A 25590-nucleotide genomic window follows, 5' to 3' on the forward strand; every position below is an offset into this window, starting at 1 on the left:
TTACAATTTGATGCCTTAACGTCTTAAGTATCACGATTATAACAGCCTAATGTCGCGCCCCATGCTCACCCCAGAGACTCACAACGCCCTGCGCCTGTTCGGCGGCCTGATTGAGGAAGGCCGGCTGCGCAAGGGCTGGTCGCGCGAGGAACTGGCCCAGCGGGTTGGCGTCGGCGTGCTGACCATCCGCCGCGTCATCCAGGGCGCACCCGGCGTGGCCATCGGCACCTATTTCGAGGCGGCCACCCTGGTTGGCATCCCCCTGTTCGCGCTCGAATCGCAAGGCTTACTTGATCGCGAGCTGGCGCGTCAACAGGAGAAGCTGCAACTCTTGCCATCGCGCGTGCGCCGCCCCCAAGAGGATCGCGTCGACGATGACTTCTGAGCGGCAGACGAACCGAGAAGCCTATGTCTGGGTTTGGCTGCCTGGAATGCTCGCACCCGTGGTCGCCGGTCGGCTTGTGCGGGAGGCGCGCGGCGGTTATTCCTTTACCTATGGTCGCTCCTACCTGGACCGAGCGGAAGCGATCAGCCTGTTCGCGGATGAGTTGCCCTTGCAACCCGGCGTTCAGCGCCAGCGCGATGATGACATCCCCTCCTGTCTGCGCGATGCCGCGCCGGATGCCTGGGGCCGGCGTGTCATCGTCCAACGCTTGACTGGGCAGCGCGGGACGGCGGCCGCACGGGTCGAGCTTGATGACTTGACCTACCTGCTCGAGTCGGGGTCGGATCGCATCGGCGCCCTGGATTTTCAGACCTCCGCCACCTCCTATCGGGCACGCACGGCGGCCAGCGCGAGCCTGGATGAACTGGCGGAGGCCGCCGAGCGATTGGAGCGCGGCGAGCCCCTGTCGCCCGCCCTGGCGCTCGCGCTCCAGCATGGCACCTCCATCGGCGGAGCGCGCCCCAAGGCATTGCTGGCGAGCGAATCGACGCGCCAAATCGCCAAGTTCTCGACCAGCTCCGATCTGTTTAACGTGGTTAAGGCGGAATATTTGGCCATGCGCCTGGCCAGCCGGGTGGGTCTTGAGGTGGCGCCGGTGACCCTGACCCGGGCGCTCGGGCGCGACGTGTTGCTGATTGATCGTTTTGATCGGCGGCGAACGCCCGCCGGCTGGGAACGACGACTGATGCTGTCGGCACTGACGCTGCTCGGATTGCGCGAGCTGGAGGCGCGTTATGCCAGTTATGAGGATCTGGCCCACCGGGTTCGGCGGGATTTCAGCGCCCCGCGGGCGACGCTCCATGAACTCTTTGGCCGCATGGTCTTCAACATTCTGTGCGGTAATACCGATGATCACGCCCGCAATCATGCCGCCTTCTGGGACGGGCAGCGCTATCGGCTCACCCCGGCCTATGATATCTGCCCGCAATTGCGCACCGGCGGCGAGGCGAGCCAGGCCATGCTGCTGACCGGACAGCGCCGCGACAGCAGGCTGGTCACTTGCCTCGCCGCCGCGCCCGCCTTCGGTCTGACACAAACCCAAGCCCGCGACTGGATTGATCATCAGCGTGCCACCCTGGAAGGATCCTGGAACCCTCTCTGCGACCAAGCCGAATTGAGTCGCGCCGAGCGGGACGCCTTCTGGCAACGCGCGTTTCTCCATCCCTACTGTCTTGAGGATTATCCGACAGGCTAGCCGGGCCATTGCTTGGTCACGGGATGGACAAGAGCAAAGACGCCAACAGGGACTCATGTCAGAACGCCCGCAATCGCGCCGGAACCGAGCTGCCGATCACGGACGGGTTCAAGCCCAGTCTCCGGGATTCACCCAATCACATTCACCCAATAGCATGGATTTTCACTCAACCACTTGCGCCAAACCCTCGCCGATGCGCTCGGGATGAATGGGCTGCGCCGGCGGTCCGCTCCAGCCAGCGTTCAGGGCCGGCGCATCCCGCGTGGAGATCACCAGAATCCGCAGCGGCAGCCCGGCGCGGGCCAGGGTGCGCACCAACTTGCGCCGGGGCGCGTCGAACGCGAGCAGCACCAGCACCAGGGCGCTGAGCTGGCCGATGCGTCCGCGCAGCGCCTGCTCGAGCTGGGCGACGCTGCCCGCGGCGGCCGGCTGCGCGCAGGCGAGGATCTCCAAAAACTGCCCGACGCCGCCGAGTCCACGCCCGCCGGTGAAGCAATAGGTCTCGGCGCCGACAAAGAGCAGATCGAGCAGGCTGTCCTCGTCGCCGATGCGGTCGCACAGGGAGGCGGCGACGCTGACCGCCGCCTCGAAGGTCGCGTCGCTCGCATCTCGGGCATCCCCAGCATTCAGACTGACGCTCGCGGCGAAAGTGTCCAGCACCAGCGCATGACGGGTGAAGAATTCATCCTGAAACTCCTTCACCTGCGGGCTGCCGGAGCGCGCCCAGCTCGGCCAGTGAATGAGGCGTGGCGAATCACCCGGGCGATACTCGCGCAGCCCGATGAATTCCTGTGAATCGCCCACGGCACCGGCCAGTGTCCAGCCGCCGGGCTGATACTGGCGCCGCCCCGGCAGGCTGAGTCGCGGCGCCGGATAGCGCCTTGGCAGCACCAGCAGGGATTGCTCGCGGGGAACCCTCACCCGCACCTGGACCAGGCCCAGCGGATCGGGCCGCGTCAGCCACAGGCCAGGCAGGCGCAGATAGCCGCGGCGCAACGGCGTCAGGCGCAGGCGCACCTGGGTCAGCTGATTGACACTCAGGTGGTCGACGGCCTGGGGCTCACCGACCCTAACCGCGCGGTTGGCCGCCAGCAGCCGGCGCCAGCGCGGATAGCCCATCAGGCGATCAAACCAAGCATCGCCCGCGTCGGCACCCTGGCGCGAGTCGCGAAACTGCGCGCGCGTTGGCGTTGGATCCGGCAAGCGCTCGGTGAGAAACCAAGCGCGCCAGGTCCGCCGGCCCCGACAATGCAAGCGCACCCGGTAGTCGAGCGGGGTGCCGACGCTCGCGGTGCGTGGCAGCTCGCGGCTGGCGCTGACCTGCCCGCGCCGCCAGCGGCCATCGACCACGGCCGCCAGCCCCGCGAACAGCAGCAAGGACAGCGCCAGGGTGAACAATTGATAGAGCTGATTGAGCCGGGGGTCAATACCAAAGATGGCCGCGGCGAAACCCAACCCCAGCACGAAGCGCCCCAGCGGCGTCAGCCCCTGGTGTTGAAAGCGCTGCCAGCGCTCCAGCCGGCGCAAACCGGGGTAGAGCGACGCGCGCAGCCAGGCCACGTTCATCCGCCCCATCGGTTCAGTCCGCACAGTCCGCCCCAGCCGTTCAGCGCGGCGGCTCCAGGCGCTCAAGCAATTCGGCCACAACCAGGCTCGCGTCGCGCCCGCCAAAGCGCGCTTGGCTGTCGAGACCCAGACGGTGGGCGATCACCGGCACCGCCAGGCGCTGGACATGATCCGGGGTGACGAAATCCAACCCGCGCAGCAGCGCCAGCGCCTGGGCGCATTTCATCAGGGTTAGCGAGGCACGCAGCCCGGCGCCCAGGATCACGCCCTCGGCGGTGCGAGTCGCGCGCGTCAGCTCGACCATGTAACGGGCCACCGCCGGGCTGACCGCCACCTCCGCCGCCCGCGCGCGCAGGGCGAGAATTTCCTCGGGCGTGGCGACTGGCTCCAGGCTGTCGAGCGGCTCGCCGAGGCGACGCTCGGTCAACACCGCGGTTTCATCCTCGGGGCTCAAATACCCCAGGGCGAAGCGCAGCGCGAAGCGATCGAGCTGTGCTTCCGGCAGCGGATAGGTGCCGTGAAATTCAATCGGATTCTGGGTGGCGATGACAAAGAACAGCGGATCAAGCGCCCGCGCCCGTCCCTCGATGCTCACCTGCCCCTCGCCCATGGCCTCAAGCAGCGCCGACTGGGTGCGCGGCGAGGCGCGGTTGATCTCATCGGCGAGCAAAATCTGGGTAAAAATCGGCCCAGGGCGAAAATCGAAGGCGCGCGCGCCAGGATCGAACACCGACACACCCAGGATATCGGTCGGCAGCAGATCGGGCGTGAACTGCACACGCCGAAACTCCGCACGCAGCGAGCGCGCCAGCGCCTTGGCCAGCGTGGTCTTGCCCGTCCCCGGCAGATCCTCGAGCAACAGATGCCCGCCACTGAGCAGCGCCACCAGCAGCAGCTCAATCGCATCCGCCTGGCCACGGATCGCCCGCGCGAGATTGGCCTTAAGTCGATTCAAAACAGTGTGAGAGGTATTCATTCGGACAGCTTTCCATGAATCTCGGCTTGCCGGCACCCCCACAACTCGCCAGCGGCCGACCAAATGACAATTCGTATACATCAACGCCAGAAACGCATGGCCGTTCTCATCCAGATGAGCGCGCACCTCGGCTGCATTGCCCAGTGCATTACCCGGTGCATGGCTACGCTGACCACGGCATGATCCTCCGCAATGCAGGCGATGGCGCCGTCCATCAGCCGACAAACCGAGCACCAAGTTCCCCAGAAATGCACCAGCATCGGCTTATCGTTCAAAGTAACCAGCATGGCCTTTCATCTTTACTCGCCCACACCAGCATAAACCGCACACGCCAGTCGCAGACGCTCCGCCACCGCAACGCGCAATTCCGCCGGTGCCACCACCTCATAGTCCGGGCTGTATTATAGAATATCCATCACCAACTCCGGCTCCTGTGCATAGGGTAGCGACAACTCATAGGCACCGTCGGTCAGCCAACCCCCTGCTACCGCGGATGCCAGCGCTCCTCCGCCACCCAGCGCGCGCTAAGTGTTACAGCGCCTGCAACGCCCCTTCAATTGAGCTTGCTCTGAGCTCAAGATCCGCGGGCTTGCCACCACTTGCTGACAAAGCAGGCGGCGAGCTCCTGTTGTCGCGAGGGTCTGCGGCGGCCATGGTTGCTCCGTCAGGCTCCGCCACAAGGGTGCCAATGGGCGGTTTGCACCCCACTCGGCGCGAAAATTCTCCAAATCCATGGTCCAGCGCCTTGAGCTTAAAAGTCGTGCGTCAGAGCTGCCGCGGCACAAAAATACTAGCAACCTGAACGCAGCTTAGGGTATGCTTGCCTGCTCGTTTGACAGGGAGCGGCGCGTCGCCGCCCCTACCGCTCAAATGCTCAGCCACAAACGAAGGCGCCCAAAGCGCGCCTAAAACAAACCGGATTCCTTCACCCAGGTGACGTTCCGACAGCATCACCTCAAAACAGCAAAGGTTTTCGCGCCCCAGCCCCATTCCCGGAGAGGTGGCAGAGCGGTTGAATGCACCGGTCTTGAAAACCGGCGACGGTTGATCCCGTCCGTGGGTTCGAATCCCACCCTCTCCGCCATTTAGATTCTCTAAATAATTGTTATTATTGCTAATATTCTGGATTGGTCTGAGTTAAGCCACACTCTCAGCTACACTTTTGACAGCGACAGTGGAGCCTCTCTGAGCAGTCTGTACCGCCTCTTGGTTCAAGCGGCTCCGAGCCCCGGCGAAGCCTTCCGCCGAGGCTTCCCCATTTTATCAGCGCGTCGTACTGCATCGGCCCCATGGGCAACGCAGCAGTGCTTGCAGGCGCTGATAGGCAGGCCCTGACCTGATCTGGTGTGGAGGAAGTGAAGTCCGGGCAAGTGGACCTCCTTGACGCAGAGCTTCAAACTTGGGTCCAAATTTAGCGCGTCGAGGTCGGGATCGGTAACCGAGTTCGCCGGATACGCCGTGGACACTCAAAAGTCTAGCCTGTGATGGGGTGTCGCTCTCGGCGTATTTCGACAATCGGCGCTCTGCTTCTGTGCCTCGAAGATAATGCGTTCAGTGTCGACTTTCGGCCAAGAACGGACGTACCAAAAGGTACGCCCGCGTGCTCGCTCATTCCTCCCACCGTGGCTGCAAGCTCAGTTGACAAAAGACTCAAGCAGCGCCGGGATACTGGCAATCGCCGCATCCCGGGTGGTTTCATCTTCGGTCATACTGGCCAAAACCTTGCGGCCAGCTTGACGGAGCGCTGATCGCTCAGTATCAGTGAGTTGGCTGTACTGGATACCGTGCTCGGCTTGATAGGCGGCGAAAGCGAGGCCAACCGCGATAAGATTGCCAAAACGGGCCATGTCGGCGGCGGCGTCGGGATTGACCCACCCGCCTTCGATCAGAGCAATGACCATCTGGTTGCGCGCCATGCGCCCGCTGTTTAGTTCACCCTGCCAATAGGCAAGCCCCTCGGTGTCGGCACTGCGACCGAAGGGGTTCTGGTAGAGGGCTTCGATCAGAACGTCATTGGATTGCTCGGCGGGGTATTGCTGCTCGACCAGCGGTTGGTCAAAGAAGCTCTGGGCGACTGTTGTTGGAGTCCAACTTGGATCGGTGTTGATGTTGCTCACCCAATATTGCAGCCCTCCTTCATCTGGGGCGTAGCCGAGGGTGGCGATGCTGAACATGCGGGTTTCGATCGGGGCGCCATCGATGGCAAGCGCATAGCCGTTGTTGGTGTCGCCACAGGTGCCTTGGGAAACAGACGCCAACCTCCCGGTCGCAGATGCGCTCGCCAGTAAGCTCGCAGCGCAGGCGCTAGCCGGCGACGATTCGCTGCATCGCCTCTTTTGAAGCACGGCCCCACTTGTCGCTAAGTTCTGGTCCAACTCATTTACCGCTGAGCCAGCATGTCTTCAGGCAGGTCCGGCATCGCTGGGATCGAATTCAAGACGGGCTTCGTAGGGATCATTCGATGCTGCCGACCTTCGTCGCGTTCCCACCATCGCGTTCTGGTGTAGGATTGATTCCATCGCGATCTTTGCTACTCCTGCGGATTCGGTGTTTGGTCGGCACGAGTCATCCCAATCCTTACAACCTCGGGGCGTCTCTTGGAGCATATCGGGCGCTACAAAGCCAACTTCAGCAAGGGCGGACTGATGGTCCCGGAGAGTCGGCTGGTGGCCGGTTTACTGCTCCAGGGCGTTGATCGCGAGCGGTGGGAGCAGGCGATTCGGGTCGAGAACGTCCTGGCCAAACGCTCGCCATCGACGGCGATCACCAAAGCGAATCTAATCCGGGCGCGGCTGCGTAGCATGCCTGCAAGTCTGTGGGAGTTGATTCGCGATGGCAGCCGGCCGGTGGCGACACAGTCGGTTATTGCGGCCACCGCCGCTTACTCTCCTCTGCTTGGTGACTTTCTTGATCTGGTTGTGCGCGATCTCTACCGCCGTCTGGAGCGGCAGCTCAAACGCGCGCACTGGGACCAGTACGTCGATGACTGCAGGATGCGTGATCCGCGCATGCCAAGCTGGAATGAGTCGACGCGCACGACCCTGCGAACGCGTGCATTTGGCATGTTACGCGAAGCCGGGTATATTGCAGCCGGTTGTGCGCACGCACTGCAACCCCTGCAGATTGCTCCCGAGGTGGTGACGGTCTTACGCGAGGCCGAGCAGTGGTATGCGTTACGCTGTATTCAGCTCACTGACTGAAAAGCCTGACCGAGACGCAAGCCTATGAGCGGCGACTTCAACCAGCGGCTCGACGAAATTCTCTCTCGGATCACTGGGGATGACTTTCTCCACGGGCGGGGGCTTGGCAATGAGATCCCCTTCTACGCCTTCGATTACCCACCAGAGCAGGAGCCTGCGGTACGCGAGCACATCGCCTTTCTGCTGCAGCAGCTCCCGAAACAACGGCCCGATCTGCGCGTCGGTCACGTTAACCTGTTCCGGCTGATGATCGATACACTCAAGACGCGGAATTTCTATACCAAGGCGCTCGATCTGCAGCGCAAGAAGGGCGATGCCGCGGTACTCAAAGCACTGGCCGCCCCGCTCGACGCGGGCAAGCTGGCCGCGGCGCTGATCGACCAAGCGGACCCGGCGGCGAAGGATCTGGTCTTGGTCTCCGGGATCGGCAGCGCCTACCCGCTGCTGCGCACTCACAATCTTCTGAACAACCTGCATGCCGGCATGGGCAGCACGCCACTGGTGCTGTTCTATCCCGGCGTCTATGACGGCCAGTCGTTGCGGCTGTTCGGTCTGTTGCAAGACAAGCCTTATTATAGGGCGTTTCGGTTGGTGGATTGAGAAGAAGTTAAGAAGTTAAGAGGTTAAGAAGTTAAGAGGTTAAGAGGTTAAGAAGTTAAGAAGTTAAGAAGTGAGGTGTTGCGGATGTGTCCCATAGATGTCGCAACATCCTAATACATTGATTTTACAAATTGCAGACATCCGCTCTTCTTCTCCACTTCAATTCTCCCAACTTCCTCCCTATCTTAACTTCCTCACTTCCTCGCTTCTTAACTTCTTAACTTCCCCCCTTCTTAACTTCTTAACTTCTTAACTTCCCCCCCTTCTTAACTTCTTAACTTCCCCCCTTCTTCACTTCCCCCCCATGCTCATCAAAAACCTTTTCACCAAACCCGTCGACCGCCCCATCAACGGCGTGATCAAGGCCGATCAGGACGATGCCGCCTCGGTGTGGCAGGAACTCGACGAGTATGTCATCACCAAGGAGCTCGACACCCACTTCCGGCGCTTCTTCGACGCCTTTCTCAAGACCATCGACCAGGCCGGCGACCCACATGTCCTGGGTTTGATCGGGGTGTGGATTTCCGGCTTCTTCGGCTCCGGCAAGTCGCATTTCCTCAAGATCCTGTCCTACCTGCTCGAGAACCGCGAGATCAGCTACCAGGGGCAGACCCGGCGGGCGATTGACTTCTTCGACGGCAAGATCCAGGACGCCATGCTCGCCGGCGACATCAAGCGCGCGCTCAGTACCGACACCGATGTGATCCTGTTCAACATCGACAGCAAGGCCGACAGCAGCGGACGCGACGCCATCCTGCGGGTGTTCCTCAAGGTGTTCAACCAGAAGCTCGGTTACAGCGGCGATTACCCGCACCTGGCCGATATCGAGCGCCGCCTCGACCAGCAGGGCGAGCTTCAGGCGTTCAAGGCCGCCTTTCATGCCGTCGCGGGAGTCGACTGGGACGCCGAGCGCGACGGGTACAGCTTCTATCAGGACGAGATCGTTCAGGCCCTGGCCGATACGCTGGGCAAAAGCCCCGAGGGCGCGCGCGCCTGGCTGGAGCGCGCGGAAGCCGATTTTGAGTCCCTGCTGACGGTGGAGAACTTCGCCGGTTGGGTGCGCGAATACTTGGATCAACCGCACCCAGGGCAAGCCGCCGCACCCGGCCAAGGCCGCCGCATCGTCTTCCTGGTCGATGAGATCGGCCAGTTCATCGGTCAGGACACCCACCTGATGCTGAGCCTGCAAACCATCACCGAGAACCTCGGCACCGCCTGCGGCGGGCGCGCCTGGGTGGTGGTCACCTCGCAAGAGGACATCGACGCCATCCTCGGCGAAGTGCGCGCGTCCAAGGCCAATGACTTCTCCAAGATTCAGGGCCGTTTCAAGACCCGGTTGTCGCTGTCCAGCGGCAATGTCGATGAGGTGATCCAGAAGCGCCTGCTGACCAAGACCGAGCCGGCGCGTGCCGCGCTGAGCCAGGTCTATGCCGAGAGCGCCGACATCCTCAAGAACCAGCTCAGCTTCAGCCACGTCGGCATGACCTTCAAGCCCTTCGCCGACGCCGCCGACTTCGCCGCCGTCTATCCCTTTGCGCCCTACCAGTTCCAGCTGGTGCAGAAGATCTTCGAGGCCATTCGCCGCCACGGCGTCACCGGCTTGCATCTGGCGCGCGGCGAGCGCTCGATGCTCGATGCCTTTCAGTCCGCCGCGACCCAGCTCAGGGACACCGAGGTCGGCGTTTTGGTGCCCTTGTACCGCTTCTATCCGGCCATCGAGAGCTTTCTCGAAGGGGTGGTCAAGTCGACCATCGACAACGCCGAGCGCAACGACAAGCTCGACCCCTTCGATACCCTGGTACTCAAGACCCTGTTCCTGATCCGCTATGTCGATGAGATTCGCGGCAACGTCGATAACCTGGTGACGCTCTTCGTCGACCGCATCGACGCCGACCGCCTGGCCCTGCGCCACCAGATCGAAGCCAGCCTGCAACGCTTGGAGCGCGAAACCCTGATCGGCCGCAATGGCGAGGACTTCTTCTTCCTCACCAACGAGGAGCGCGACATCAGCCGCGAGATCAAGGACATCGATCTCAGCCCCGCCGAGGAGACCAAGCTGCTCGCCGAGCTGCTGTTCGAGGACGTGCTCAAGGGACTACGCAAGCACCGCTTTCCGGACAACGGCAAGGACTTCGGCCTCACCCGCCTGTGCGACCTGCACCCGCACGGGCAGCGCAGCGACGGCGATCTGGTGCTCTCCGTCATCACCCCGCTGGCCGACGACTATGGCCTTTATGACGAGACCCGCTGCATTCTCAACAGCGCGGCCGATGGCGGCGCGCTCATCCTCAAGCTGCCCGATGACAAAACCCTAGCACGCGAGATTCGCACCCTGATCCAGACCGACAAGTACGTCGGGCGCAAAAACGACGGCAGCGCCTCCCACACCACCTTGCGCATCCTGCGCGAGCGTCAGGAAGAAAACCGCGAGCGCCGCGCGCGTCTGCTGCGCATGCTCGACGCGCACGGCCAGGAGGCCGCCTGCCATGCCGCCGGTCAGCCCGTCCCGACCAAAGCCAAGAGCGCGGCCCAGGTCATCATCGACGGGCTGAATTATCTGGTGCGCAACAGCTTCAACAAGCTCGGCTACCTCACCCAGCTATCGGCCAACCCCCAGGCCGAGATCAAGGCCATCCTCAGCGCCACCGATGTCGATGACCTCGGCTTCTCGCTGGAGGCCGGCCAGGGCAATCAACAAGCCATTCAAGAGTTGGCGCAGCACATCGAGCTGATGGCCAGCGCCAACCATGCCATGGTGCTGGAAGCCCTGGTGCAGGAGCGCTTCGGTCGCCGGCCCTATGGCTGGCCGGAATGGGAGGTGGTGCTGCTAATCGCCCGCTTGCTGCGCCGGGGCGACATCAGCCTGGTGCTCGACGGCGATACCCTGAGCCTGGAAAAAGCCTATGAGCCGCTCACCTCGCCGAGCAAGTGGCGCAAACTGCGGCTGATCAAGCGCAAAACCGTCGACAGCGGCCAGCTCCAGCAGGCGCGGCAGCTCGCCAAGGAGCTGTTCAGCAGCCTGGCCCCCGATGGCGAGGACGCCATCGATGCCCACCTGCGCGAACAGCTCGGGCGCTGGCGCGGGGATCTCAGCGAGTACCAAACCCTAGCCGGCACCGGTCAGTATCCCGGCGGACCAACCATTGCCGACGCGCTCGGCGTGATCAAGGCACTCAGCGCCGAGACCGACAGCGTCAGCCTCATCGAGCAATTCCTTGCGCGCAAGAGCGACCTGCTTGATCTGGCCGACGACATCCATGAGCTGCGCAACTTCTACACCCACCAGCGCCAAGCCTGGGATCAGCTGATTGACGCCAAACAGCGCTTCCAGGCCAACCGCACCGAGCTGGAGCAGCATGGCGATGCCGCCGCCGCGCTCAAGCGCATCGCCGAGATTCTCGCGGCCCCCGCGCCCTACGGCATGGTCAAGGAAGCCGCCGGGCTGATCCACCGCATCGAGCAGGTCAATGACGGGCTGATTGCCGCGCAGCGCGACCGGATCCTACCCGAAATCGACAAACAACTCGCCAAGGTACAGAGCGAGCTGGACGCCGCCCAGGCCGATAACACCCTAAGTAACCAATGCCTGTATCCGCTGCAACAGCTCAAGCAGCAGATCGCCGCCCAGACCAGCCTGGCGCACATCACCCAGGCCGGCATCCGCGCGCTGGAACTAGCCGACGCCGCCTTTGCCAAGATCGAGGCCAGCGCCCCGCCGCCGCCGAAGCAACCGAGCGATGGCGTCAAAGAGAAACCGGGCCAGCCCTACGTCAAACCGCGCCGGGTGATCAAGCCCGCCGCGCTGGCACCGGAGGGTTATCTGGAGACTCAGGCCGATATCGATGCGTACCTCGACAAGCTGCGCGGAGCGCTGGAGACGGTGATTGCCGCGGGTGATCGCATTGAGCTTCGCTGATGATCGCCGAGATTCAGGACAAGATCCGATCGCGCCACTATGAGCTATCGCGTCATGCACTCGACCAGAGCATCAAGCGTGGCATCCGCATCGCCGAGCTTGAAGAGGCGCTGCTTGGGAAGGCGGAAATCATTGAAGATTATCCGGATGATAAGTATGGACCGAGTTGTCTCATCTTGGGTTACAGCGTCGCCGGACGCGCGCTGCATATCGTCTGTAGCTACCCAAGTCGGCCGCTCGTGAAGATAATCACAGTCTATGAACCTGATGCAACGAAATGGCTGGCTGACCGTCATCGAATGTACGCCTAGCCGTTCCAAGAAGAGCGAGGGATGAAGCGATGCAAGAAACAATGATCGACACCCAGGTAACCTACAGGGTCGAGCACGCCGGCAAGCTCTACGTGATCGAGCATGTGCCAGCCCGCGTGTGCCAGGAGACCGGCGAGGAATACTTTGCCCCAGAAACCGTTGAGCACATTCAGTCCATCATCGCTGGACATGCAAGGCCTGTGCGGGTGATCGAAACGCCGGTCTACGACTACGCATGAGGTCTTGTCCCAATCATGCCGGCCATCACGCTCTCAAGTCGCTTCCAATTCACCCTACCCAAAGCCGTGCGTGAAGAGCTGAACCTGCAAGCAGGTCAGCGCTTTGCGGTCATCCCAAAGGGCGACATCATTACCCTGGTGCCGATCCCGACGCTGGCCGAGATGCGTGGCATCGCTAAAGGTGCTGATACCAGCAACATCCGAGATCGTGCAGACCGCCTAGAACGCTGCAAGCCTCAAGTCTGAACCAAGAAGGCCACTGACCTCCATGCAAACCAACAAACTCAAAACCTACGCCCCCAAGGCCCGCCGCGACTTCATCGCCGCCGTCACCCGCCGCGCCGGGCTGTTCGGGCTCAGCGCCGAGCGCATCGCCGAGGCGCGCGAAGAAGGCGAGCTGCTGGTCATCGACGGCCAAGCGCACCCGCGCCGCATCGCCCGGCAGCGCGCGCGGCTCGCCGAGCGCATCCGCGCGCAGGGCTTCGAGCCAGTCATGGAGGCCGCCGCCTACACCTGGTTCAACCGCCTGATCGCCATCCGCTACATGGAGCTGCACGGCTTCCTTGATCACAGCTACCGCGTCCTCAGCCATCCCGCCGCCGTGGGCGCGAGCGGCGCGCCGCCGGAGATCCTGGAGCAGGCCCAGCACGTCGAGCTGCCCGGCCTGGAGCGCGAGCGGGTCATCGAGCTCAAGATGGACGGCACCCAGGACGAGACCCTCTATCGCGAGCTGCTGCTGGCCCAATGCCGCGCGCTGCACCAGGCCATGCCCTTCCTGTTCGAGCCGGTCGACGACGAGACCGAGCTGCTGCTGCCCGACCGCCTGCTGCAAACCGACTCCCTGATCCGCGAGCTGGTCAGCGCTATCCCCGAGGCCGACTGGCAACCGATCGAGATCATCGGCTGGCTGTACCAGTTCTACATCTCCGAGAAGAAGGACCAGGTCATCGGCAAGGTGGTCAAGAGCGAGGACATCCCCGCCGCCACCCAGCTCTTCACCCCGAACTGGATCGTCAAGTACATGGTCCAGAACAGCCTCGGCGCGCAGTGGCTGGCGACCTATCCCGACTCGCCGCTCAAGGCGCAGATGGCCTATTACATCGAGCCCGCCGAGCAGACCCCGGAGGTGCAGGCGCAGCTGGAGAAGATGCAGCGGGAGTGGTTGGCGGAGAAGGCGGGTGGTTTAGGGGCGAGGGGAGAGGATCGAGGGATTAGGGGTGAGGGGCTAGGGGCGAGTGGGGACGCTGACGACTCTGCCCTCACCCCTCACCCCTCGCCCCTAACCCCTAATTCTTATTCCCTTTCCCCTGAACACTTGACCCTGATGGACCCCGCCTGCGGCTCCGGCCACATCCTGGTCGAGGCCTATGAGCTGTTCAAGGCGATCTATCTGGAGCGTGGCTATCGGCTGCGGGATATTCCGAAGCTGATTCTGGAGAAGAACCTGTACGGACTGGACATCGACCCGCGCGCGGCGCAGTTGGCCGGGTTCGCGTTGATGATGAAGGCAAGGGAGGATGATCGGCGGGTGTTGGAGCGGGGGGTGACGCTCAATGTGATGGCGTTGGAGGAGTCGGGGGGGTTAAGAAGTGAAGAAGTGAAGAAGTTGGGAAGTGAAGAAGGGATTGCGGAGGCTGTGGATGAGTTGGTGGAGTTGTTTCGGCATGCTCGGACTTTTGGGTCGTTGATTCAGGTGCCGGAGGGGTTAGCGGAGAAGCTGCCGGCGTTGCAACAGCTCAGCGAGTTGACCAGCCACGACCTGTTTGTCTCCGAGGCGCTCAAGCGATTAGGGCCACTAGTGCGGCAGGCTGGAATGTTGGCGACGCAGTACCAGGCAGTGGTAGCGAACCCGCCGTATATGGGGGGCGGCAATTTCTGCGCGCTATTGAAGAATTTTGTAAAGGCGCGTTATGAGGCGGGCAAGGGTGACCTCTACGGTGCGTTCCTATTGCGTAACGTCTTGCTTACGGCGAGCGCAGGACGCGTCGGGATGATAACCATTCCAAACTGGATGTCTCTGTCCGCTTACAAGAACCTTAGGAGAGCGATCTGCCGAGATGCCCCCATTCAACAGCTAGTGCACAACGGAAGGGGTGTTTGGGGTGCTGACTTCGGGAGTTGCTCGTTTGTGCTGCAACGCTCTTCGCCTCATGCGATTCGGGGAACGTTTCTTCGCCTTTTTTCCGAGCACAGCAAAGTCGCTACCAACGATGAGATAGTGCGCCGATTCTTTGAAAAGCCACGCTTTCTATGCTCAAACACGAACTTTGCGAAAATACCCGGCAGCCCGATCGCTTACTGGGCTACAACGCAAGTGTACACAAGCTTCGACCGCCAAAAGTTAAATGAAATAGCTAACCCGAGAATTGGTATACAGAGCGGCGACAACGAAAGCCATTACCGACAATGGTTTGAGGTAAGCTCTGCAGACCGGTATCTTAGTTTTTCCGAGTGGACCCAAACAAATACTCTGCGCCGCTGCTGGGTGCCGCTTCAGCAAGGCGGAGACCGCCGAAAGTGGTACGGCAATAACGATGCTTTGGTAAATCTTCAGAATTCTGGAAGAGACATTCTGAATACTCATAACGCGTCTTTACGAAATCAAGAACACTACTTCAGAGAATCTATCGTCTGGAACCGTGTAAGTAATGGTCGGTTTTTCGTGCGCCAAGTTGGTTCCGGCTACGCGTTTGACGATGTTAGCCCGTTTGTTCAGCCGAAAAGTGGCCAATCCTTGTGCTTCTTGCTCGGACTGCTTGGCTCGAGCGCCGCCCGATATTTTCTGCGGTTCATTAGTACTGGAATGAAGACGGAAGTTGGGCACGTTGCATCTCTTCCACTGCCGCAAAAGATCGGCGGACAAGGCGAATTATGGCGCGAGGTTTGGCGCTTGGTCGAAGGTGGAAAAGCCGATTGGAACGCTTACGAACGCTCCTGGGACTTCCAATCCCTCCCTCTCCTGGAAGCTTCCTGCGACCGCACCGCGATCCTCGAATCCAGCTACACCGCTTGGATCACCCGGAACCGCGACACCATCGCCGAGATGAAACGCCTCGAAGAGGAAAACAACCGCCTCTTCATCGACGCCTACGGCCTCCAAGACGAACTCACCCCCGAAGTCCCCATTGACCAAATCACCCTGACGGTCAACCCCGCCTACCGCTACGGCTGGAAAGGGGTTAGGGAAGAGGGGTTAGGGAAGAGGGATGAGGGTCCAGTGAAGACGATGCATCCTCACCCCTCACCCCTCACCCCTGAACCCTCACCCCTAAACCCAGACCCCTACGAAATCCCCGAGCTAGCCAAACGCTTCCGCGAAGACACGATGCAGGAACTGGTCTCCTACGCCATCGGCTGCATGATGGGTCGCTATCGTCTGGATCGCCCGGGATTGATCTACGCACACTCCGGCAACGAGCATTTCTGGACAATCTACGAAGGAAAAGACCGGAATGAAGAACTCACCCCTCACCCCTCACCCCTCACCCCTCCCCACCCAGGGGTTAGTGAAGAGCTACCAGGACTTGATCGTCTGGCAGAAGGCGATGGAACTGGTGGAGCGAGTCTACCGAATGACCAAGACCTTTCCGGCCGAGGAACGCTACGGCTTGAGCAATCAAATTCGGCGAGCGGCAGTCTCGATACCATCGAACATCGCGGAGGGTCATGCACGTCAGAGCAAGGCAGAGTATCGGAACTTCCTTTCGATCGCCCAGGGATCGAGGGCCGAGGTGGAAACACAGACTTTGATCGCCCTTCGGCTGGGCTACGTGACGAACCCGCAAGTCGAAACGATCCTCTCGCTGCTGACAGAACTCTCGAAGATGCTCAACGCGCTGCAACGCAAACTCGCCCCTCATCCCTAACCCCTCGCCCCTTCTTCCCCCCAGATGAGGACGGCATCCTGCCGATCACCGACACCGACTGGTTCGAGGACGACGCCGCGAATCGGGTGGTGGAGTTTATTGATGTGGTGTGGGGGGAAGAGAGTCAAGAAGTTAAGAAGTTAAGAAGTGAAGAAGCAGATGACCCAAGCGCCGCCCCTCTTACTTCTTCACTTCCCAACTTCCGTACTTCTTCACTTCTTGACCAAAATCTCGCCTTCCTCGCCGCCAACCTCAACCCCAAAAAAACCGAATCCCCCCGCGAAACCATCCGCCGCTACCTCGCCGACAAATTCTTCAAAGACCACCTGCAAACCTACAAAAAGCGCCCGATCTACTGGTGCTTCACCAGCGGCAAACACAAAGCCTTCCAATGCCTGGTCTACCTGCACCGCTACCACCAAGGCACCCTGGCGCGGATGCGCATGGAATACGTCGTCCCGCTGCAAAGCAAAATGGCCGCGCGCATCGACAGCCTGGCCGACGACATCGAAGCCGCCAGCAGCGGCGCCCAGGCCAAGCGTCTGCAAAAAGAGCGCGACAAGCTCGGCAAACAGCTCGACGAACTGCGCCGCTTCGACGAACAACTGCGCCACCACGCCGACCAGCGCATCGCCCTCGACCTCGACGACGGGGTAAAGGTCAACTACGGCAAGTTCGGCGACCTGCTGGCCGAGGTGAAGGCGGTGACGGGGCAGAAGAGCGCCTGATCGCATGTCCGAGTTTGATCTGATCGGAACGATCACCGACGTCGAATTGATCACACGCGGCACCGGCATCCGGGATCTATCGCGATTGAACCGGCAGTACGGAAAAGGAAACTGGCGCAAGCTAAAGGGATATGCGTTGATTCGCTTGAGCAACGGGCGCGAGCGCCGGGCAGAGCTGCATTGGTACGAGGCGCATGGGATTGGTAAACGAGAAATTAAACGCAAAAGGTACCTGGAATGATGAGAAATCCGGATCACTTAATCGCTTATGCGGTCTGTATCAACAACGCCGACTATCCCGCCTCTCTCGAACGCCACAAAATCTATCGCGTCCTCCCAGATGAAGACGCGGCAGCGGATGGCGATTTGCGAATCATCGATGAAAGCGGCGAAGATTACCTCTACTCCGCGGATCGCTTTGTGCCGATTCAGCTTCCATCCGCAGTGGAAAAATCATTTGAAATGGCGGCGTGAACTGTGGCCGGACGCAGCGTCTTCCTAACTTATTCACTTCCTCACTTCTTAACTTCTTAACTTCTTAACTTCTTAAATCCGCCACTAACCGAAACTTTGCATCTGTCCGAAGGTAACCTTACCTATGACTTCCGTAACCATGATTTACGAAGATGCGCCGGCAAGCATCCCGGTACCCGATAACATGCGGCATCGCCGAGTCGAGGCCGTCCTGCGAGCACTTGATCTGACAGCCGAAGACGATTCTGGTAAGAAGGCAGCGGATCAGCAGATGATGTCCGCCGACACAGCTACTCTTCCAAACTTGGCTGAATTTCGCGCCGGGCTCCCACGGCAGAGCGTTAGTGCCGGGGAGTTTTGTCGCACAATGCGAGATCAGGAAGGGTATTAATGCAGCTCGCTGGACCAAAGGCGATCAATGTGTCCGAGAACGCAGATTAGTTTCACCCCAACACTGATGGATGCCGTCTCATCGCCCACCGACGGCGAGCAGGACGACACCGAGGCGTTTCTTGCGGCAGTCGCCGGCGGACTGAGCGAGGACTTCCCCGACGACATCCCCAACACCGACCTTGGCAAGGACAGCCCGCGCCAGGATCTCGACTGATCCTGGTTACGAATTCGGCGACCTGCTCGCTGAGGTGAAAATAGAATGACGATGAACTACCGAGAACGCATCACCCTTGAGGCCGGCAAACGCGGCGGAAAGCCCTGTGTGCGGGGGCTGCGCATCACCGTCTACGATGTCCTGGATCAGCTTGCCGCCGGCCTTTCAGCGGATAAGATCATCGAAGACTTTCCGGAGCTGGAACCTGACGACATCCGCGCCTGCTTAGAGTTTGCGGCCGATAGGGAGCGCCATGGCAGCGCGCGGGGGAAGCTCACCATCATTGCCGATGACGATGAACATCTGGACGATTTCAAGGGCTACATGCCGTGAGGCTCCCGCTGGATACGCATGGCAGGGGAAGCGTGGAAGTCAAGAAGCGCCCAAGTCCGACTGCACGCTCGTCTTCCTAACTTATTCACTTCTCCACTTCCTCACTTATTCAGAGATCCTTCCATGAATGCCGTACTGCCGCTTCCCGATGACCTTGACATCAGCCCGTCTGATCTGGCTCTGACGCTCGCGGCTCGGTTGTATGAGCAGGGCCGCTTGTCGGCGGGACAGGCCGCGCAGTTGGCGGGACTCTCGAAACGAGGGTTTATCGAGCTGCTGGGCCGCCAGGATGTCACGCTCTTTAACTACCCGGCGGAAGACTTGGCCCAGGATGTTGAGCGTGCCTGAGACCATCTGCAATACCAGCCCCTTGATCGCGTTGGATAATATCGGCTTACTGGCATTGCTGGAAGGCGTCTATGGCCACATTCTGGTCGCCGAGGAGGTCCGCGATGAGTTTGGCTCCGCGTTTCCTGATGTCTGAAACTGGCGGGTTTTCGCCTCTCGACGGCGATGGAGCAAGAGGCGTTGCGGTTAGCCGGGGAGGCCAGTCCATAAGTTGTCAAAAGGAAGAAGTGAAGAAGCGCCCAAGTACGACGGCACACCAGATTCGATCCGGTGCCCGAGGCGCTTCGTCACCAAAAAACGGAGATCATTCTGTGGCCACTCCACGACCAAGTGGCTTCAAGAGAACCGGATCCGAAAGAGCAAGGCGACCTGGGGCTTGCGCACATCTTCCACCGCCTGAGGATGATTGGGACAGCCCCGAGGTGAATCGGCAGATTGCGCAGTCGTTCCTTGGAGAGGGCGACTGATGGGGACACCCAGGTATCTAATGTCCTAACCCGAGATCGCCCGATACTCACCTTAGGTTTACACTATGTTGATGCGGCCTGAATCACCGAGTCAGCGCTAAGAGCGCGGATGAGTCGCCCCGATCACTCCTGACAGGAACCCACTTACCATGTCCATCGCCGAGATCATCTACGCGCATAGCCGCCGGCTTCCCGAACAGCGCTATGCCGTCACATCGCCCACCGGCGACGTCAAGCAGGAGGATACCGAGGCATTCCTTCAACGAAAACGACGCGTCCCACCGCCAGCCCTCGCCGGCAAGGTCCGCGAGTTGGGCGATGTGATGAGCAGCGCCTCCGCGTCGGACTGGGGTCTTGATGGATGACCCGAAGATCTCACCATCATCGCCGATGCAGATGAATATCTGGACGATTTCAAGGACTAGATGCCGTGACTCCACCAGCTCAATCAGCCGCCGCGCGTCTCGCCTCCTACGAGGACATCCTCGAACTACCGGAGCATCTGGTCGGCGAGATCCTTCATGGCGCGCTCTATACCCATCCCCGCCCGGCACCGAAACATGCTCGTGCCTATTCCGCGCTGGGTTATCTGATTGGCGGGCCTTATGACGGCGGGCTCGGTGGACCTGGCGGCTGGTGGATCATTGATGAGCCTGAGTTGCACCTCGGCGGCGACATTCTGGTGCCAGACCTGGCAGGTTGGCGGCGCGAGCGGCTGCCGACCTTGCCGGAGACGAGTTGGTTCGAGCTGTCGCCGGATTGGGTCTGCGAAATCCTGTCGCCCTCGACCGCGGCATCCGACCGGGCGGTGAAGATGCCCATTTACGCCCGCGAGCAGGTGCCTTTTCTGTGGCTAATCGACCCAAATGCGCGCACGCTGGAGATCTACGCGCGGCAGGGCAACGGGCGCTGGCGGCTATTAGACACGCTCAGCGACGATGCTGGTGTATCGCAGCCGCCGTTTGAGGCGACGCGCTTCTCGCTGGCAAGCCTCTGGGCCTGATCCATGGATACCCAACGCATCACTGACGCCCTGCACGAGCGCTTCCACCAGGACGGCCACCGTCTGGTGTTCTGGCATGACCCGGATCGCGCGTTCGAGGAGAACCTGCCGGCGCTGGTCGAGACGCTCGACGGGGTGAGCCTGCTGCGACTCGATGAGCATCCGGCCCTGGAGGTCAAGGTCCGCCTGGAGCTGGACGACCCGAGTGGTCGCTATCTGCTCTACGCTCCGTGCGCACCACCCGCGCCGGATGAGGACTGGCTGCTGGATATCCGCCTTTACAGCGGCAGCTTCAGCGCTGACCGGGCGTCGATGGTGCTGGCTGATCTGGGGCTGTCCACCCAGTCGTTGCGCGCGCATCTCGCCGAACGGGCTAGGTTCTTCGCCAACCGTGAGCGGCTTGAGCGGCTGAAAAAGCTGGTCAGCGCCGAGGATGACGCTGCGACCATCGATCGCAAGATGATCGCGGTGCTGATCAAGGCCGATCACCCTGAGTGTTTCACCCTGCTGATCACGCTGCTGGATGCCATCCCCCAGGGCCGGCTCGACGAACCGCCTGCGGTCTGGGGCGAACTGGCCAAGTATGGCCTTGAGGCGGCGTTCTGGGAGCTGGTGGCGGAGTCCTTCGGGTGGCGCGAGGAGGCGCCCTCGCTGCAAGGCCTGTTGATTCGGCTGCTGGTCTCCGACCTGGCCCATGCGCTGGGGCCAGCCTTGCCGGCCGGCCTGGGGCATCTGGTACTGCCCAAGCATGGGGTCGCCAATGCCGTGGTGTGCCTGGCGCAGTGGCGCGACAGCCGGGCGCGCAGCCCCTCCTATGAGGAGCTGTCGGCCCAGGTCGCCGAGGCGATCAAGCTCGATCAGCAACTCGCCGGTCTGACACTGAATGCTCTGCTGGAGGCCAAGACCTTCCTCCAGGTCGAGCAGGCCATCGCCCGCCGGCTGCGCGACCGGGTGCTGGAGACGGCGGACACCATCGATGCCGCAGCCATTCGCGACCTGGTCTCGCGCCGCCAGGATGGCTATTGGGCCTCGACCAAACTGGCCGACACCCAGGCCGCGCCGCGCCAGGCGCTGCATGCGGTTTATCAGGCGCTGGCGACGGCGGCGGAGCTGTTCGCGCGGCGCAATGCCGAGGCACTAAACCCGGAGCCGGCAACGGCGCGGGATTTGTTCACCGCCTACACCGAGCGGCTGTATCGCTTCGATCAGCTGTATCGGCACTTCTGCGTCTGCGCCGATGCCGCCGAGGCGCGCGACTGGGACATCCTCAAAGCCTTGCGCGAGCGGGTTGAACAAAGCTATGGCCAGGGCTTTGTGGCCGAGCTGGCGTTGCGCTGGAACAAGCACCTGGCCAACGGCCTGCTGGCGCACTGGCGGCTGCCCGAGGTGCCCAATCAGCAAGACTTTTTCGCCCGCGAGATCGCGCCCTTGCTGGCGAAAGGCGCGGATCGGCGGGTGTTTGTGATCATCAGCGATGCCTTGCGCCATGAGGCGGCGCAGGAGCTGACCGCGCAGTTGAACGGCCGCTATCGCTTCGATGCCAAGCTCAGTGCGCAGCTTGGCGTGCTGCCGTCCTACACCGGGCTCGGCATGGCGGCCCTGCTGCCGCACCAACAGCTCACCTATGACGCCAACGCCAACCCGCGCGTGGATGGCTTGCCTTGCAGCTCACTGGAGCAACGCGCCAAGGTGCTGGCGGCGGTCGAGGGCATCGCGGCCCGTGCCGAGACCTTGATGGCGATGAAGAAGGACGAGGGCCGCGCCTTCATCAAGCCCTATCGGGTGGTGTATCTGTATCATGATCGCATCGACGCCATCGGCGACAAGCTCGCCACCGAAGCCGAGACCTTTCACGCGGTGCGCCAGGCGCTTGATGAGCTGGCGGACCTGGTGGCCAAGATCGTCAACAGCCTGAACGGCAACCTTGTCCTAATCACCGCCGACCATGGGTTTTTGTTTCAGGAGCGACCGCTCGGGGAGACCGACAAAAACGCCCTCGCCGATAAGCCCGCTGGCACCATCAAAGCCAAGAAGCGCTATCTGCTAGGGTTTAACCTGCCCGAGAGCGACCAGGCGTTTCGCGGCTCGACCGCCATCACTGCCGGGATCACAGCCGGCGTCTCTGCCGAGAGCACAGACAGCGCCATGGCGTTTTGGGTGCCGAAGGGCGCCAATCGCTTCCATTTTATCGGCGGCGCGCGCTTTGTCCATGGTGGGGCGATGCCGCAGGAGATTGCGATCCCGGTGATCCGGGTGCAGCATTACAAGGGCGGCGGCAAGGCGGCCAAGACCCAGATCAAAACCGTCGGGGTCAGTGTGCTCGGGAACAACTTTAAGGTCACCACCAACCGCCATCGCTTCGAGCTGATGCAGAACCAGGCCGTGAGCGAGCGGGTCAAGCCCGTCACGCTCAAAATTGCGCTCTACGACGGTGCCGAGCCGGTGACCAACGTCGAGACCTTGACCTTCGACAGCCCCTCGGCGGATATGAATCATTGGCGCAAAACCGTGAGCCTGACGCTGGAAAGTCGCCCATTCGATAGCAAGCAGGTCTATCACCTGCTGTTGCGCAACGCCGAAACCGACGTGGAAGAAGCCCGCTTTGATGTGGTGATTGATTTGTTGTTTGGGAATGATTTTTGAGGAAGTTGGGAAGTTGGGAAGTTGGGAAGTTGGGAAGTTGGGAAGTTGGGAAGTTGGGAAGTTGGGAGGTTAAGAAGTTAAGAAGTTAAGAAGTTAAGAAGTGGGGCTGGTGTGCAGAGTTATCGTGAGTTGATTGTTTGGCGGAAAGGGATGGAGGTTGTTGTGGATGTCTACCGACTCACGCGAGGATTTCCGCGCGAGGAGCTTTATGGGCTGACGCAGCAGCTCCGACGCGCCGCAGTCTCTATCCCGTCCAATATCGCCGAAGGGCAGGCCCGCGACTCTCCCGCCGAGTTCCGCCGCTTCTTGCGCATTGCCCAAGGGTCGCGGGCGGAGGTCGAAACACAAATCCTGATTGCGATCCGTCTAGGGTATACAGCCGATGCGAATGCAAAAAACCTATTATCCCTATTGGAAGAACTGCAAAAGATGATCACCAAATTCATCACCCGTCTAACCTGATCAACATCCCAACCTCCCCACTTCTTAACTTCCCAACTTCTTAACTTCCCCACTTCTTAACTTCCTAACTTCCCCACTTCTTAACTTCTTAACTTCCCAACTTCCCAACTTCCCAACTTCTTAACTCCCCCCCCCCCATGCTAGACACCCTCCTCAACCAACACTTCACCGGCAAGGTGGTCCGCAAAGACCTGACCAAGCGCATCAAGGAAGGCGCGAATGTGCCGGTCTATGTGCTGGAGTACTTGCTCGGCATGTATTGCGCCTCCGATGACGAGGCGACCATCCGCGACGGGCTGGAGACGGTCAAGACCATTCTGGCGGAGAACTATGTGCGCCCGGATGAGGCCGAGAAGATCAAGTCCAAGGTCAAGGAGCGCGGCAGCTTTAAGGTGATCGACAAGGTGACAGTGCGGCTGAACGAGCGCCGCGATCTGTATGAGGCGCTGTTGTCGAACCTAGGCGTTAAGGATGCCGAGATCAGCGCGCGCTTCGTCAAGGACTACGAGAAGCTGCTGGTCGGCGGCATCTGGTGCATCGTCACGCTGCATTATTTTCACGAGGAAGGCAACAAGGGCTCGCCCTTCAGTATCGGCGAGCTGAAGCCCATCCAGATGCCGAACCTGGACCTGGAGCAACTGTTCGAGGGCCGACGCGGCTTCGACGAAGCGCAATGGATCGATGTCTTGTGCCGCTCGACCGGCATGGAGCCAACCAACCTGGACGAGCGGGTCAAATGGCATCTGCTGGCGCGGATGATTCCCTTCGTCGAGAACAACTACAACGCCTGCGAGCTGGGGCCGCGCGGCACCGGCAAGAGTCACATTTATAAGGAGATCAGCCCCAACAGCATTCTGGTCTCCGGCGGGCAGACGACGGTGGCCAACCTGTTCTACAACATGGCGCGGCGCACCATCGGGCTGGTCGGGCTGTGGGATCTGGTGGCCTTCGACGAGGTGGCCGGCATCGCCTTCAAGGACAAGGACGGGGTGCAGATCATGAAGGACTACATGGCCTCGGGCTCCTTCGCCAGAGGGCGCGAGTCGGTACAGGCTTCGGCCAGCATGATGTTCGTCGGCAATATCAATCAACCGGTCGATACCCTGGTGAAGACCAGTCACCTGCTGGCCCCCTTTCCCGAGTCGATGATCGATTCGGCTTTCTTCGACCGCTTCCATGCCTACATTCCGGGCTGGGAGATACCGAAGATGCGCCCGGAGTTCTTCACCAACCGCTACGGGCTGATTACGGACTATCTGGCCGAGTTCATGCGCGAGATGCGTAAGCGCAACTTCTCCGACGCCATTGACCGCTGGTTTCGGCTCGGCAAGGATCTGAATCAGCGCGACACCATCGCCGTGCGGCGGACGGTATCGGGCTTGCTGAAGCTGCTGTATCCCGCCGGCGACTTCGACAAGGACGCCGTGCGCCGGGTGCTGATCTATGCCCTGGAGCTGCGCCGGCGGGTCAAGGAGCAGCTAAAGAAGATCGGCGGCATGGAATTTTTCGACGTGCATTTCTCCTTCATCGATCAGGAGACCCTGGAGGAGACCTTCATCAGCGTGCCGGAACAAGGCGGGGATGCGTTGATTCCGGAGGGGCCGCTCAATCCCGGTGTGCTGCACACCATCGCGACGGGCACTAGCGGGCATCTGGGCCTGTACCGGCTGGAAACCCAAACCACCGCTGGCAGCGGCAAATTCGCCACCTCCGGGCTCGGCAGCAACAGCGCGGCCAAGGAAGCGACCCGCATCGCCTTCGACTACTTCAAGGCCAACCTGCCGCGCGTCAGCGGGCTGGTGAAGGCCGGCGATCACGACTATCACCTGCATACGGTGGAGCTGCACAACACCGGCGCGGCCAAGGCGATGACGCTGGCGAGCTTCGTCGCCCTCTGCTCCGGCGTGCTACGCAAGCCGCTGCAGGGTCAGCTGGTGATCCTCGGCGACATGAGCCTGGGCGGGAATATCGTGCCGGTCGAAAACCTGGCCGAATGTCTGCAAGTCGCCTTCGACTCCGGCGCCAAGCGCATCCTGCTGCCGATGGCGAGTGTCGGCGACATCCCCAGTGTGCCCGGCGAGTTGTTCGCGAAGTTTCAAACGGCGTTTTTTGCCGATCCAGTGGATGCGGCATTCAAGGCGGTTGGGCTGGAGTGAGCCGCCGTGGATAATCGGGCAGGTTGCCGGGGGGTTGTCTGATCAGGGGTTGGGG

24 protein-coding genes, 1 tRNA gene and 1 pseudogene are annotated in these 25590 nt (G+C 61.2%); 22 read left to right on the plus strand and 4 right to left on the minus strand.

Going from position 1 to position 25590, the window contains the following annotated elements; all coding sequences use genetic code 11:
• The first annotated feature begins 49 nt into the window (after positions 1 to 49).
• Both Thiowin_RS18845 and Thiowin_RS18850 read left to right on the plus strand, forming a co-directional pair.
• Positions 50 to 385, plus strand: a complete 336-nt coding sequence (locus Thiowin_RS18845; RefSeq protein WP_328984502.1) for a helix-turn-helix domain-containing protein — start codon at positions 50 to 52, stop codon at positions 383 to 385.
• A complete protein-coding gene (locus Thiowin_RS18850; RefSeq protein WP_328984503.1) occupies positions 375 to 1640 on the plus strand; it encodes a type II toxin-antitoxin system HipA family toxin in 1266 nt (421 codons plus the stop codon). The genes Thiowin_RS18845 and Thiowin_RS18850 overlap by 11 nt, the downstream gene beginning before the upstream one ends.
• Before the next feature lie 162 nt (positions 1641 to 1802).
• Here the strand turns inward: Thiowin_RS18850 and Thiowin_RS18855 are convergent, their stop codons facing one another.
• The 3 genes from Thiowin_RS18855 to Thiowin_RS18865 all read right to left on the minus strand — a co-directional run bounded on the left by Thiowin_RS18855 (position 1803) and on the right by Thiowin_RS18865 (position 4469).
• On the minus strand, positions 1803 to 3206 hold the full coding sequence (locus tag Thiowin_RS18855; protein ID WP_328984504.1) for a DUF58 domain-containing protein: 1404 nt from the start codon (positions 3204 to 3206) through the stop codon (positions 1803 to 1805).
• 40 nt (positions 3207 to 3246) lie between these two features.
• Positions 3247 to 4182: an AAA family ATPase gene (locus tag Thiowin_RS18860; protein WP_328984505.1), complete on the minus strand. Its 936-nt coding sequence runs from the start codon at positions 4180 to 4182 to the stop codon at positions 3247 to 3249.
• Positions 4183 to 4262: 80 nt separating this feature from the next.
• Positions 4263 to 4469, minus strand: coding sequence for a thioredoxin domain-containing protein (locus Thiowin_RS18865; RefSeq protein WP_328984506.1), 207 nt, complete (start codon positions 4467 to 4469; stop codon positions 4263 to 4265).
• A 707-nt stretch (positions 4470 to 5176) separates the two neighbouring features.
• Here Thiowin_RS18865 and Thiowin_RS18870 point away from each other — a divergent pair.
• A tRNA-Ser gene (locus Thiowin_RS18870) sits at positions 5177 to 5266 on the plus strand.
• Between the two features lie 550 nt (positions 5267 to 5816).
• On the opposite strand, the gene Thiowin_RS18875 is transcribed toward Thiowin_RS18870, so the two are convergent.
• Positions 5817 to 6440, minus strand: a complete 624-nt coding sequence (locus tag Thiowin_RS18875) for a DUF4214 domain-containing protein (protein WP_328984507.1) — start codon at positions 6438 to 6440, stop codon at positions 5817 to 5819.
• Positions 6441 to 6779: 339 nt separating this feature from the next.
• On the opposite strand from Thiowin_RS18875, the gene Thiowin_RS18880 reads away from it, so the two are divergent.
• The 19 genes and pseudogenes from Thiowin_RS18880 to brxL all read left to right on the plus strand — a co-directional run bounded on the left by Thiowin_RS18880 (position 6780) and on the right by brxL (position 25535).
• Positions 6780 to 7382 (plus strand): DUF1819 family protein, encoded by a 603-nt coding sequence (locus Thiowin_RS18880; protein ID WP_328984508.1) that lies wholly within the window; start codon positions 6780 to 6782, stop codon positions 7380 to 7382.
• 24 nt (positions 7383 to 7406) lie between these two features.
• Positions 7407 to 7982 carry a DUF1788 domain-containing protein gene (locus Thiowin_RS18885; protein WP_328984509.1) on the plus strand — a complete coding sequence of 192 codons (576 nt, stop codon included), beginning with the start codon at positions 7407 to 7409 and terminating at the stop codon, positions 7980 to 7982.
• Between the two features lie 304 nt (positions 7983 to 8286).
• The gene (gene brxC, locus Thiowin_RS18890) at positions 8287 to 11898 is read left to right on the plus strand and encodes a BREX system P-loop protein BrxC (protein ID WP_328984510.1); all 3612 of its coding nucleotides are present in this window, start codon (positions 8287 to 8289) and stop codon (positions 11896 to 11898) included.
• Complete coding sequence (locus Thiowin_RS18895; protein WP_328984511.1) at positions 11898 to 12209, plus strand: DUF4258 domain-containing protein; 312 nt, start codon at positions 11898 to 11900, stop codon at positions 12207 to 12209. The genes brxC and Thiowin_RS18895 overlap by 1 nt, the downstream gene beginning before the upstream one ends.
• Before the next feature lie 29 nt (positions 12210 to 12238).
• Complete coding sequence (locus tag Thiowin_RS18900) at positions 12239 to 12448, plus strand: YgiT-type zinc finger protein (protein WP_328984512.1); 210 nt, start codon at positions 12239 to 12241, stop codon at positions 12446 to 12448.
• A 15-nt stretch (positions 12449 to 12463) separates the two neighbouring features.
• On the plus strand, positions 12464 to 12694 hold the full coding sequence (locus tag Thiowin_RS18905; protein ID WP_328984513.1) for an AbrB/MazE/SpoVT family DNA-binding domain-containing protein: 231 nt from the start codon (positions 12464 to 12466) through the stop codon (positions 12692 to 12694).
• Positions 12695 to 12716: 22 nt separating this feature from the next.
• Positions 12717 to 15806 (plus strand): annotated as a pseudogene (pglX, locus tag Thiowin_RS18910) (BREX-1 system adenine-specific DNA-methyltransferase PglX); the annotation flags it as partial.
• 187 nt (positions 15807 to 15993) lie between these two features.
• Positions 15994 to 16314, plus strand: a complete 321-nt coding sequence (locus Thiowin_RS18915) for a four helix bundle protein (protein WP_328988124.1) — start codon at positions 15994 to 15996, stop codon at positions 16312 to 16314.
• 732 nt (positions 16315 to 17046) lie between these two features.
• Positions 17047 to 17283 carry a hypothetical protein gene (locus Thiowin_RS18920; RefSeq protein ID WP_328984514.1) on the plus strand — a complete coding sequence of 79 codons (237 nt, stop codon included), beginning with the start codon at positions 17047 to 17049 and terminating at the stop codon, positions 17281 to 17283.
• On the plus strand, positions 17280 to 17516 hold the full coding sequence (locus Thiowin_RS18925) for a hypothetical protein (protein WP_328984515.1): 237 nt from the start codon (positions 17280 to 17282) through the stop codon (positions 17514 to 17516). Before Thiowin_RS18920 ends, Thiowin_RS18925 begins: the two co-directional genes overlap by 4 nt.
• Positions 17517 to 17934: 418 nt before the next feature.
• Entirely contained in the window at positions 17935 to 18123 is a 189-nt protein-coding gene (locus tag Thiowin_RS18930) for a hypothetical protein (RefSeq protein WP_328984516.1), read from the plus strand.
• Positions 18124 to 18168: 45 nt separating this feature from the next.
• Positions 18169 to 18456, plus strand: coding sequence for a DUF433 domain-containing protein (locus tag Thiowin_RS18935; RefSeq protein WP_456243440.1), 288 nt, complete (start codon positions 18169 to 18171; stop codon positions 18454 to 18456).
• Positions 18457 to 18579: 123 nt separating this feature from the next.
• Positions 18580 to 18804, plus strand: a complete 225-nt coding sequence (locus Thiowin_RS18940; RefSeq protein ID WP_328984517.1) for a UPF0175 family protein — start codon at positions 18580 to 18582, stop codon at positions 18802 to 18804.
• Positions 18797 to 18940, plus strand: coding sequence for a hypothetical protein (locus Thiowin_RS18945; protein WP_328984518.1), 144 nt, complete (start codon positions 18797 to 18799; stop codon positions 18938 to 18940). Before Thiowin_RS18940 ends, Thiowin_RS18945 begins: the two co-directional genes overlap by 8 nt.
• Positions 18941 to 19420: 480 nt before the next feature.
• The gene (locus Thiowin_RS18950) at positions 19421 to 19636 is read left to right on the plus strand and encodes a hypothetical protein (RefSeq protein ID WP_328984519.1); all 216 of its coding nucleotides are present in this window, start codon (positions 19421 to 19423) and stop codon (positions 19634 to 19636) included.
• 65 nt (positions 19637 to 19701) lie between these two features.
• The gene (locus Thiowin_RS18955) at positions 19702 to 20274 is read left to right on the plus strand and encodes a Uma2 family endonuclease (protein WP_328984520.1); all 573 of its coding nucleotides are present in this window, start codon (positions 19702 to 19704) and stop codon (positions 20272 to 20274) included.
• 3 nt (positions 20275 to 20277) lie between these two features.
• Entirely contained in the window at positions 20278 to 22917 is a 2640-nt protein-coding gene (gene pglZ, locus Thiowin_RS18960; protein ID WP_328984521.1) for a BREX-1 system phosphatase PglZ type A, read from the plus strand.
• Positions 22918 to 23067: 150 nt separating this feature from the next.
• Positions 23068 to 23379 (plus strand): four helix bundle protein, encoded by a 312-nt coding sequence (locus tag Thiowin_RS18965; protein ID WP_408034106.1) that lies wholly within the window; start codon positions 23068 to 23070, stop codon positions 23377 to 23379.
• A gap of 137 nt (positions 23380 to 23516) precedes the next feature.
• Positions 23517 to 25535, plus strand: coding sequence for a protease Lon-related BREX system protein BrxL (gene brxL / locus Thiowin_RS18970; RefSeq protein WP_328984523.1), 2019 nt, complete (start codon positions 23517 to 23519; stop codon positions 25533 to 25535).
• Positions 25536 to 25590: the final 55 nt, after the last annotated feature.

The sequence above is a fragment of the Thiorhodovibrio winogradskyi genome, assembly GCF_036208045.1.
GTDB classification, from domain to species: Bacteria; Pseudomonadota; Gammaproteobacteria; order Chromatiales; family Chromatiaceae; genus Thiorhodovibrio; species Thiorhodovibrio winogradskyi.

Coding starts and splice junctions, on each gene's coding strand:
- Thiowin_RS18845 (WP_328984502.1), top strand. CDS start 50: ATGTCGCGCCCCATGCTCACCCCAGAGACTCACAACGCCCTGCGCCTG.
- Thiowin_RS18850 (WP_328984503.1), top strand. CDS start 375: ATGACTTCTGAGCGGCAGACGAACCGAGAAGCCTATGTCTGGGTTTGG.
- Thiowin_RS18855 (WP_328984504.1), bottom strand. CDS start 3,206: ATGAACGTGGCCTGGCTGCGCGCGTCGCTCTACCCCGGTTTGCGCCGG.
- Thiowin_RS18860 (WP_328984505.1), bottom strand. CDS start 4,182: ATGAATACCTCTCACACTGTTTTGAATCGACTTAAGGCCAATCTCGCG.
- Thiowin_RS18865 (WP_328984506.1), bottom strand. CDS start 4,469: ATGCTGGTTACTTTGAACGATAAGCCGATGCTGGTGCATTTCTGGGGA.
- Thiowin_RS18885 (WP_328984509.1), top strand. CDS start 7,407: ATGAGCGGCGACTTCAACCAGCGGCTCGACGAAATTCTCTCTCGGATC.
- brxC (WP_328984510.1), top strand. CDS start 8,287: ATGCTCATCAAAAACCTTTTCACCAAACCCGTCGACCGCCCCATCAAC.
- Thiowin_RS18895 (WP_328984511.1), top strand. CDS start 11,898: ATGATCGCCGAGATTCAGGACAAGATCCGATCGCGCCACTATGAGCTA.
- Thiowin_RS18900 (WP_328984512.1), top strand. CDS start 12,239: ATGCAAGAAACAATGATCGACACCCAGGTAACCTACAGGGTCGAGCAC.
- Thiowin_RS18905 (WP_328984513.1), top strand. CDS start 12,464: ATGCCGGCCATCACGCTCTCAAGTCGCTTCCAATTCACCCTACCCAAA.
- Thiowin_RS18915 (WP_328988124.1), top strand. CDS start 15,994: ATGGAACTGGTGGAGCGAGTCTACCGAATGACCAAGACCTTTCCGGCC.
- Thiowin_RS18920 (WP_328984514.1), top strand. CDS start 17,047: ATGTCCGAGTTTGATCTGATCGGAACGATCACCGACGTCGAATTGATC.
- Thiowin_RS18925 (WP_328984515.1), top strand. CDS start 17,280: ATGATGAGAAATCCGGATCACTTAATCGCTTATGCGGTCTGTATCAAC.
- Thiowin_RS18930 (WP_328984516.1), top strand. CDS start 17,935: ATGTGTCCGAGAACGCAGATTAGTTTCACCCCAACACTGATGGATGCC.
- Thiowin_RS18935 (WP_456243440.1), top strand. CDS start 18,169: ATGACGATGAACTACCGAGAACGCATCACCCTTGAGGCCGGCAAACGC.
- Thiowin_RS18940 (WP_328984517.1), top strand. CDS start 18,580: ATGAATGCCGTACTGCCGCTTCCCGATGACCTTGACATCAGCCCGTCT.
- Thiowin_RS18950 (WP_328984519.1), top strand. CDS start 19,421: ATGTCCATCGCCGAGATCATCTACGCGCATAGCCGCCGGCTTCCCGAA.
- pglZ (WP_328984521.1), top strand. CDS start 20,278: ATGGATACCCAACGCATCACTGACGCCCTGCACGAGCGCTTCCACCAG.
- Thiowin_RS18965 (WP_408034106.1), top strand. CDS start 23,068: ATGGAGGTTGTTGTGGATGTCTACCGACTCACGCGAGGATTTCCGCGC.
- brxL (WP_328984523.1), top strand. CDS start 23,517: ATGCTAGACACCCTCCTCAACCAACACTTCACCGGCAAGGTGGTCCGC.